Origin of the sequence: Intrasporangium sp. DVR (assembly GCF_040365325.1) — a bacterium.
Classification (GTDB): Bacteria; Actinomycetota; Actinomycetes; order Actinomycetales; family Dermatophilaceae; genus Intrasporangium.
The window spans coordinates 463748-473162 of record NZ_BAABZW010000001.1 but is presented as its reverse complement, the minus strand read 5'-3'; the positions used below and the strand labels follow the sequence as shown (position 1 = coordinate 473162).

Genomic DNA, 9415 nt, shown 5'->3' with positions numbered 1-9415 from the left:
CTCAGAACTCCACGCCGCAGCCGGCGAAGGCGCCAAAGATCGCCTCGCCGTAGAGCGCGAAGAAGGAGTCGACGCCGCGACCGTTGGCCATCAGCCCGTCGTTCGGGTTGTTCGCCGCGAGCGTGCCGTCGTTGCCGTTGGCCCCCTTGACGTGGATCGTGAACGACATCGGGGACCCCGTCGCTGCATAGGCCTGGAGGATGCAGGCTCCCTGCTCGGGGGTCAGGAACCCGTCGGCCACGTCACCTTGGATCGCCTCGTCCACGTGGATCGTGAACCAGGCCTGCGAGCGCGAACCGGCCATCTCGCTCCCGCGGTCGGACCGGCTCGAGTTGATGCACTCGTGTGCCCAAGCCCCCGCGCCGGTGCCGAGAACGAGTCCCCCCGCCAGTGCCGCTCCCGCGGCCAGCCGCCGTGTCGTACGTCCGAGCATGTTCTCTCCCCTCTGGTCGACGCCCCGAGACCACCCCGCGTGGTGACCTGCGTCACAACCGATGATCACCGCTCGAGCCCGTCGGCGTCCGCGATATCGCAGAACTCGACGCGACTCCGCTCGCATTTGGTGCGCCGCTAACGCTCCGACGGTCGGGGCGAGGGCTTAGGTTGACCCCGTGGGCACGACGGTGTGCCCACATCCAGACGGAGGAGATTTGGGATGCGACGATCTCGCATGATCGCGGTCACCAGCGCCGTTGCGCTGGCCACGGCCGGTCTGGGAGGCCTGGCAGCCAGCGCAGGGGCCACCACGGCGACAACCCAGGCCACCAGCGCGGCCCGCACGTACTACGTCCTGGCGAAGAGCGGTGTGTCTGCCGCAGAGCTCGCCAGCCAGCTGACCCGGGCCGGAGCCAAGGTCACCAACAAGAATGCCGCCATCGGCCTCGTCACGGTGACGTCGACCGATGCCCGGTTCGCCAGCAAGGCGCGCAGCCTCAAGGGCGTCCAGGGCGCCGCCCTCAACCGCGCCGTGGGTCAGGCACCGACCGCTCTCAAGGCCAAGCCGGACCCGGTGGAGAAGGAGCACGTCTTCGACAAGAGCCGGGCCAACGGCAGCACGAAGGTTCCCGCCGCTCCTGAGGGTGCGGACCCCCTCGACGGCCTGCTGTGGGGCCACGAGATGGTGGACGCCTTCGCGGCGCGCGCGACGGAGACCGGCGACATGGTCCGGGTCGGCATCCTCGACACCGGCGTCGACGGCGAGCACCTGGACATCGCACCCAACTTCGACAACGCGCTCTCCCGCAACTTCACCACCGACATCGAGGCGATCGACGGCCCGTGCGAGACCAGTGACTGCATCGACCCGGCCAATGTGGACGACAACGGCCACGGCACCCATGTCGCGGGCACGATCGGTGCCGCCCTCAACGGAGTGGGCATCAGTGGCATCGCCCCCGACGCCAGCATCGTCAACATCCGCGGTGGCCAGGACAGCGGCTACTTCTTCCTCGGCCCCGTGGTCAACGCCCTCACCTACGCCGGTGACACCGGCATCGACGTCGTCAACATGTCGTTCTACGTCGACCCGTGGCTCTACAACTGCCGCGGTGGCGCGCCCGAGGACCAGCAGTTCCCCGAGGCCGTTGCCGAGCAGAACCTCATCATCGACGCGATGACCCGAGCCCTCGGCTACGCCACTGAGCACGGCGTGGCACTCGTGGGCGCCCTCGGCAACAACCACGAGGACCTGTCGAAGCCCCGCCACGACTTCTCGTCTCCCGACTACGACAACCCCGTCTACGACTGGGACACGACGCCGTGGGAGCGGACGATCGACAACTCCAAGTGTCTCGACCTGCCGACGGAGGGCCCGAGCGTGATCGGCGTCTCCGCCCTCGGCCCGTCCGAGCGCAAGTCGGACTTCTCCAACTACACGACCGACCTCACCTCCGGTGAGATCGAGGTCTCGGCCCCCGGTGGCTGGTACCGCGATGGTCTCGGCACCAGCTCGTACCGGACCAACGGCAACCTCATCCTGTCGGCGGCCCCGCTCCACGTGCTCCAGGCGTCGGGTGAGGTGGACAAGAACGGCAACATCACCCATCTGGGCCGCAGCTTCGGCGTGCTGAAGTCGTGCACCAACGGCAAGTACAACGAGAACACCGCCGAGTGCGGGTACTACCAGTGGCTCCAGGGCACGTCGATGGCGGCCCCCCACGCCTCCGGTGTTGCGGCGCTCGTCGTCGGAGCCCACGGCTCCGGGACGTCGGTCGAGGACTTCGGGCTGGCTGCCGCCATGACCCGCAGCATCCTCATGGACACCGCTCGCGACCACGCCTGCCCCGAGGGCGGGACGCAGTCGTACACCAACGTCGGCCGGTCGGCGGAGTTCGACGCGACCTGCGTCGGCACTGAGGACTTCAACGGCTTCTACGGTGACGGCATCGTCAACGCCGCCAACGCGGTCGAGTAGTCCGACCTGGGGGCGCAGTCGGCGCCCCTGACGATCCACCCGGTGCCGCCCGCTCACCTCGAGCGGGCGGCATCGTCGTCCTCAGAAGAGGGCGCTCATCAGGGCCTTGCGCGCCTTGACCACGCGCTCGTCGGTGGTCCCCACGACGTCGAACAGCTCGACGAGGTGCTCGCGAGCCTTGTTGCGGTCGGCGTCCGCCGTGGCCCGCACCGTGTCGATCAGACGCGCGAAGGCGTCCTCGACGTGCCCGCCGAGCAGGTCGAGGTCGGCCACGAGCACCTGCGCGTCGACGTCGGTCGGGGACGCAGCCGCAGCGGCCCGGGCAGCAGCGAGGTCGACGCCGGCGGTGCGCTGCAGCAGTCCGACCTGGGCCAGGCCGAGCTTGGCATCGGTGTCGGCGGGGTTCTGGGCCAGCGCCTCCCGGTAGGCGTCGGCGGCCTCGTCGAGCTCGCCGGCCTCGATCGCGTCGAAGGCCTTCTGGTGCAGTGGCGGGAGCGCGGCCGCGTCCTCGGCTTCCGCGCCGTCCTCGCCGGCCCCCGCCCCGGTCTCGTCCGTTGGCGCGGCGGTCACGCGCCCCGTCAGGCCGTTCTTGGCCGCCAGCGCGAGGACCTGGTCGATGACGGCCGCGAGCTGCTGCTCGGGCTGCACCCCCTCGAAGAGCGGCACGGGCTGGCCCTGGATCAGCGCGAAGCTGACGGGCACCGCCTGGACCTGGAAGGCCTGCAGAGTGGCCGGGTTGGTGTCGACGTCGACGGTGACGAGCTGGAACCGGCCGGCGTACCGCTGGGCGACCTGCTTGGCCGTCGTGACGAAGGTGCCGGACTCGGGGAGCCGCGACGACCAGAGGACGAGAACGACCGGGTGACGCGTGCTCGCGGCGATGACGTCACGGATCGTTGCGTCAGAACCCTCGACGATGACGCCGGCAGCGACCCCGGAGGTGGTGGGGTCGGCACCCGCGGAGGATGCGGGGCCAGCCGACGGGGCCGGACGCTTGAGTGAGGAGAGGTCGACGGCACCGCGCAAGGCTGCTGCGGTGAAGGGCTGCTGGCTCATGGATCAATCCTGCCTCACCGTCCTGTGCCTGCGACCAGCTGGTCCGTGGCGGCGACGATCCGGGCGGCGCCGGTGGCCGGGATGACGAAGGCGATGATCTGGTTGGACGTCAGGCTGGCCTCGCTGGTGATCCGCTTGATCCCGGTCAGCCGCGTGAAGTCCTTGGAGGGGGTGAGCTTCGACGCTCGGCGCAGGGCGATGTTGTCGGAGCGGACGATGTTGGCGAAGACGATGGCTCCGTCGCCGCCCTTGAGGCGCAGGCCGCCGATGACATCCCCCGGCTCGTGGGACTGCGCGAAGCTGCCGCTCGCCGAGACCGCCTTGGCCTGGGCTCGGGCAGACTGCCGCAGCTGCGCCGTCAGGGGGTCTTCGACGAGGAGGGTCGTCTCCTTGGGGTCCGGGAACGCCACGGAGTCGGCGAACGCCTGCATCACATCTGCGGGCCGGGCAGCGAGCCCTGCACCGTCGCCGATGGCCTCGGACCCGACCGACGTGGGGTCGAGGGCATCGACACGGGACTCGGCGAGCATCGGGGTGAGAGCCGCGACCTTGAAGTCGGAGCCTGGAGCCTCGGCGACGAGGAGAGCGAGGACGGGTGCCTTCGTCTTCTCGAAGGTCGTCTGCGCGAGGATCTGCCGGGGCTCGTCACCCACCCGGGAGACCCCGATGACCTTCGCCCCGCTCGCCGAGAGCCGGGCGTCGGCCTTCTGCTGAGCCGTCTTGGCGGGCAGCGTCGTGGCCCACGCGTGCGCCGACTCGAGGGCCGGGCCGGTGAATGCCGCCTCGCGCGCGGCCTCCCCCGCCGGCGTCGAGTCCTCCAGGGCCGCGACGGCCGCGGCCAGGCTGGTGTCCGCTGTCATCGTCGCGGCGGTGGCCGCGACGACGGGGGTCGGCTGCGTCTCCACGCCTTCGTCGGCGTTCCCGGTGCAGGCGCTCAGCACGACGAGGGTGGCGAGCGCCGCGACGAGAGCGCGTCGGCGGCTGGCGGGGCGGGGCATAGAGGAGCCTTTCGGTGACACGTCGGTCGGGGTGACACGACCGTGCGGCCGGGGACGGCCGCCCTCAACCATACGCAAGGCCCGCAGGGGCTTCGCAAATCGATGTGGTAAGAGGCGTGGTGTTGAGGGCTCGGGCTGAGCCGTGGATCAGGCGTCTTGCGGGGCCGGGACGCCGGTCCGGCGCTCGATCGCAGCCTCGAGCCGGGCGAGCTTCCCGTCGAGCTCGCCGGTGAAGCCGGGCCGGATGTCGGCCTTGAGGACGAGGCCGACGCGGGGGGAGGCCTCGGCGATGACGTCGCAGCAGCGCTTGACGACGGCCATGCACTCGTCCCACTCCCCCTCGATGGTCGTGAACATGGCGTCGGTGCGGTGGGGCAGTCCCGACTCGCGGACGACGGAGATGGCTCTGGCGACGGCGTCGCTCACTGAGCCGGTGTCGTCAGCGGCCACGGCAGGAGCGACGGAGAAGGCGATCAACATGCCCACACCGTATGCCGCTGAGCTCGCTCCCGGACCGCCGGTGCCGTCCCGCTCCTGCCGCAGGTGCCGAGCCCGGCGCGCGCCACTCCCGCGCGTGCGGGAAAGTCGCGCACACCCGCCGGCCCAGCCCGCGCCATTCCCGCGCGTGCGGGAAAGTCGCGCGCACCCCCCGGCCCCCGACCGCGCCACTCCCGCGCGTGCGGGAAAGTCGCGCGCACCGGCCGGCCCAGACCGCGCCACTCCCGCGCGTGCGGGAAAGTCGCGCGCACCCGCCGGTCAGATGTCGAGCTGGGTCAGGAGCGTGTCGGCCGCACTGTAGGGGTCGGTCGCTCCGTCGACGACGCGGGCTGCGAGCGTGCCGAGGCCCTGGTGTCCACCGACGTGCCCGAACCGGGTGCGGAGGGCGGCAAGCGCGATGGACTCGATCTCGTCGGCGGCGCGGCGCTCACGGCGGCGCCGGAGGTCTCCGTTGGCGTCGATGTGGGCCAGGTGCTTGTCGAGCGCCTCCATCACGTCGTCGAGTCCGATCTGCTGCGCCGCCACGGTCTTGACGACCGGTGGCCGCCAGAGACCGGGCTCGGTCCGGTCACCCAGCGAGATCATGTGTCGCAGGTCCCGCACCGTCGCGTCGGCGCCGTCGCGGTCGGCCTTGTTGACGACGAAGACGTCCCCGATCTCGAGGATCCCGGCCTTGGCGGCCTGGATGCCGTCGCCCATGCCCGGGGCGAGGAGCACGACCGAGGTGTCGGCGAGCCCGGCGATCTCGACCTCGGACTGCCCGACCCCGACCGTCTCGACGAGGATCACCTCGCAGCCGGCGGCGTCGAGGACGCGGATCGCCTGGGGCGTGGACCAGGACAGGCCGCCGAGGTGGCCGCGCGAGGCCATCGACCGGATGTAGACCTCCGGGTCGAGGGCGTGGTCCTGCATGCGGATCCGGTCGCCGAGCAGGGCGCCACCGGAGAACGGCGACGAGGGGTCGACGGCCAGGACCCCGATCCTCAGCCCGCGCGCCCGGAAGGCGCCGACCAGCATCGTCGTCGACGTGGACTTGCCGACGCCGGGCGACCCGGTGAGCCCGATGACCCAGGCCCTTCCGGTGTACGGAGCGAGCGCCGCCATGACCTCGCGGAGGGCCGGGTGGCCGTCCTCGACGAGGGAGATGAGGCGCGCGACGGCACGCGGAGAGCCCGCCCTGGCCGACTCGACCAGGGCGGGCACATCAACGGAGCGACGTGAGCTCACCTGTGCGGACGAACGCGCAGCGCCGGTGATCAGGCGGTCTTGGGAACCCGGACGATCAGGGCGTCGCCCTGGCCGCCACCACCACAGAGTGCGGCCGCGCCGACCCCACCGCCGCGCCGCTTGAGCTCCAGCGCGAGGTGGAGGGCGATGCGCGCACCGGACATGCCGATCGGGTGCCCGAGCGCGATGGCGCCGCCGTTGACGTTGATCTTCTCGACGTCGATGCCGAGCTCCTTGGCGGAGGCGAGGCCGACGGCGGCGAACGCCTCGTTGATCTCCACGAGGTCGAGGTCGGCGGGCGTGATGCCCTCCTTCTCGCAGGCCCTCGCGATGGCGCGGGCCGGCTGCTGCTGCAGCGTCGAGTCCGGCCCGGCGACGACGCCGTGGGCGCCGATCTCGGCGACCCAGCTCAGGCCGAGCTCCTCGGCCTTGGCCTTGCTCATGACGACGACCGCGGCGGCCCCGTCGGAGATCTGCGATGCGGATCCGGCGGTGATGGTGCCGTCCTTGGCGAAGGCCGGGCGGAGCGAGGCGAGCGAGGCGGCGGTCGTGTCGGCCCGGATGCCCTCGTCGGACTTGAACTCGATGGGGTCGCCCTTGCGCTGCGGGATGGACACGGCGACGACCTCGTCGTCGAAGAGCCCGTCCTTCCAGGCCTTGGCGGCGAGCTGGTGCGAACGGGCGGAGAACTCGTCCTGCTCCTCGCGGGTGAAGGCCTGCTCGCCGGTGTTGGCCTGCTCGGTGAGCAGGCCCATGGCCTGGTCGGTGAAGGCGTCCCACAGGCCGTCGTAGGCCATGTGGTCGCGCATCGTCACGTCGCCGTACTTGTAGCCCTCGCGGGACTTGGTCATCAGGTGCGGCGCGTTGGTCATCGACTCCTGGCCGCCGGCGACGACGATGTCGAACTCGCCGGCGCGGATGAGCTGGTCGGCCATGGCGATGGCGTTGATGCCCGACAGGCAGACCTTGTTGATGGTGATCGAGGGGACGGTCATCGGGATGCCGGCCTTGGCTGCGGCCTGGCGGGCCGGGATCTGCCCGGCGCCGGCCTGGAGCACCTGGCCCATGATGACGTAGTCGACCTGATCGGGAGCGACCCCAGCCTTCTCGAGGGCGCCCTTGATGGCCATGCCACCGAGGTCCGCGCCGGAGAAGTCCTTGAGCGATCCCAGCAGCCGGCCCATCGGGGTGCGGGCTCCGGCAACGATCACGGACACGGGACGGTCAGTCATGGAAATGCCTCTCCAACGTCTTTGGTGATGTCCGGTCCACTCTAGACGCGGCGCCTGAGAAGGCCCCCCACCGCATGACGAGAGCCACACGCGGGAGCGGGCTCAGCGGCATACGGCATCGTCCGTATGCCGCTGAGCTCGCTCGGGTGCCCACGCCCGGGTCCCAGCCCTCCCGCCGCCGCGTGGCGAAGGGCACGCGGTCCGCGGCTGGTCACCCACGGGCATCCGCCTTAGTTTGGGCCGCATGACGACACTCCCCGGCCCCCTCTTCACCCACATCGACCACGTCGGCATCGCGGTCCCGGATCTCGACGAGGCGATCGCGTTCTACTCGGAGAAGTACGGGATGACGATGCTCCACGAGGAGACCAACGAGGAGCAGGGCGTCCGTGAGGCGATGATGGGCGTCGGGGACTCCGGGTCGTGCATCCAGCTCCTCGCACCCCTCTCGCCCGAGTCGACGATCGCGAAGTTCCTCGACCGCAGCGGGCCGGGGATGCAGCAGCTCGCCTACCGGGTCACCGACATCGACGCCGTGTGCGACACGTTGCGGCAGCGGGGCCTGCGGCTGCTCTACGACGTGCCGAAGCGGGGGACGAGCAACAGCAGGGTCAACTTCATCCACCCGAAGGACGCGGGCGGGGTGCTCGTCGAGCTCGTCGAGCCGGCGGCGGACGCCCACCACTGACGCAACACACCCGCCTAGCGACCGGTCCGGCGCCCTGCAGGCGGCGGGGGCAGTCGACAACCGGGTGTGTTTCAGAGCGCGGCGAGCTCGGCCTCGATGAGGACGAACAGGGCAGCGGTCCACGCGAGCGGCGCCGGTCCGGCGGGGCGACCGTCGGGCAGGACCTTCTCGGGCAGGCTGCCCCAGCCCGTGGCGTGGGCGGCGAGCCAGTCGCGCCACCGCGTGGCGAGGGCACGGTCGCCCGAGACCGCCGCCGTGTAGGCGACGAGCGCCGTCTCGGGTGTCCAGGACACCCCGTCCGACTTCCACGCGACGCCCGGGGCGAGCCCGCCGGCGGGACGCACGGCCTGCTCGGCGTAGCCGCGGACTGCGGCGAGCACCGCTGGGTCCGCCGACGAGGCGAACGGCGGCAGGAGCATCGCCGCGCCCGCGTCGAGGCCGCCGCGGTCACCGTGCCGTTCGTAGGCGGGCCCGAAACGGTCTCGGATCACCGACCGAAGGCCCGCCGCGGCTGTGGCCGACGCGTGCGAGCGGACTGGGTCACCCTCGGCCGCATAGCTTCTCGCCGCCGCCTCGAGGCTCGCCGCGAGTGGCGCGACCGTCCCGAGGGTGACCCGTCGCTCGGGCACCTCCCAGTAGTCGGGGGACGCCGGCGGGAGCTGTCGGCCAGCGGCAGTCAGGGCGAGGACGCGGGCGACGGCCCGGTCCCGCAGCGCGCGGAGGTCGGCCGGCACGGGTTGGCCGGTCTCGCGTCGGACGGCGTCGATCGCCCACAGCAGCCACCCGGCCCCGTCGGTCTGACGCGGCCGGTTGTCGGGCACGCCGGACCCGTCGAGGGTGTAGCGCGCATCGAAGCCGCCGTCGTCGAGCTGCGCCCGGACGAAGAACCGGAGGACGCGCCAGGCGTCGTCGGCATGCCCCGTCACGGCGTAGGCCACGGCGACGAAGGCGTTGTCCCGCGGCCAGGCGTAGGCCCAGGGTCCGGTCGGTCCGGCCGCGACGGCACCGTTGGGGCGGGTCAGCGCGCGGAGGTCGAGGAGGGCCCGCTCGACGACCTCACGCTGCGGGGCCAGGCCCGGCACCGTGCCCGAGTCGAGCCAGGCCCGAGCCGCGTCTCGGCCGGGCGCGTCATCCGTGCGGCCGCTGGCCCACGACCCGCCGTTGGCGAGGAGCGGCAGTGGCTCCGGCTCGCTCGGCACGGCGAACGAGCCCCCGGCGCCCACGACCAGGAGCGCGAGGAGGGACACCCAGGCACGACGACGCCGCACTGCACCCCCTAGACCTGGCAGCAGTGTGTCATGGG

The 9415-nt window shown here is 71.7% G+C and carries 9 protein-coding genes; 2 read left to right on the top strand and 7 right to left on the bottom strand.

What is annotated here, in order from left to right:
- Position 1 precedes the first annotated feature (1 nt).
- On the bottom strand, positions 2 to 433 hold the full coding sequence (locus ABWV20_RS02230; protein ID WP_353353112.1) for a hypothetical protein: 432 nt from the start codon (positions 431 to 433) through the stop codon (positions 2 to 4).
- A 222-nt stretch (positions 434 to 655) separates the two neighbouring features.
- Here ABWV20_RS02230 and ABWV20_RS02225 point away from each other — a divergent pair, with 222 nt between their 5' ends.
- A complete protein-coding gene (locus ABWV20_RS02225; RefSeq protein ID WP_353353111.1) occupies positions 656 to 2413 on the top strand; it encodes a S8 family peptidase in 1758 nt (585 codons plus the stop codon).
- An 81-nt stretch (positions 2414 to 2494) separates the two neighbouring features.
- Here ABWV20_RS02225 and ABWV20_RS02220 read toward each other — a convergent pair whose 3' ends face one another.
- From ABWV20_RS02220 to ABWV20_RS02200, 5 genes are all read right to left on the bottom strand, one after another.
- Positions 2495 to 3469, bottom strand: coding sequence for a tetratricopeptide repeat protein (locus tag ABWV20_RS02220; RefSeq protein WP_353353110.1), 975 nt, complete (start codon positions 3467 to 3469; stop codon positions 2495 to 2497).
- Between the two features lie 14 nt (positions 3470 to 3483).
- Positions 3484 to 4467, bottom strand: coding sequence for a hypothetical protein (locus ABWV20_RS02215; RefSeq protein ID WP_353353109.1), 984 nt, complete (start codon positions 4465 to 4467; stop codon positions 3484 to 3486).
- Positions 4468 to 4614: 147 nt separating this feature from the next.
- Positions 4615 to 4947, bottom strand: coding sequence for a thiamine-binding protein (locus ABWV20_RS02210; protein ID WP_353353108.1), 333 nt, complete (start codon positions 4945 to 4947; stop codon positions 4615 to 4617).
- Positions 4948 to 5223: 276 nt separating this feature from the next.
- A complete protein-coding gene (meaB, locus tag ABWV20_RS02205) occupies positions 5224 to 6192 on the bottom strand; it encodes a methylmalonyl Co-A mutase-associated GTPase MeaB (RefSeq protein WP_353353106.1) in 969 nt (322 codons plus the stop codon).
- 29 nt (positions 6193 to 6221) lie between these two features.
- Positions 6222 to 7424 (bottom strand): acetyl-CoA C-acetyltransferase, encoded by a 1203-nt coding sequence (locus ABWV20_RS02200; RefSeq protein ID WP_353353105.1) that lies wholly within the window; start codon positions 7422 to 7424, stop codon positions 6222 to 6224.
- 244 nt (positions 7425 to 7668) lie between these two features.
- Here ABWV20_RS02200 and mce point away from each other — a divergent pair, with 244 nt between their 5' ends.
- Complete coding sequence (gene mce, locus ABWV20_RS02195) at positions 7669 to 8112, top strand: methylmalonyl-CoA epimerase (RefSeq protein WP_353353104.1); 444 nt, start codon at positions 7669 to 7671, stop codon at positions 8110 to 8112.
- A 71-nt stretch (positions 8113 to 8183) separates the two neighbouring features.
- On the opposite strand, the gene ABWV20_RS02190 is transcribed toward mce, so the two are convergent.
- A complete protein-coding gene (locus ABWV20_RS02190) occupies positions 8184 to 9380 on the bottom strand; it encodes a glycoside hydrolase family 15 protein (RefSeq protein ID WP_353353103.1) in 1197 nt (398 codons plus the stop codon).
- Positions 9381 to 9415 lie beyond the last annotated feature (35 nt).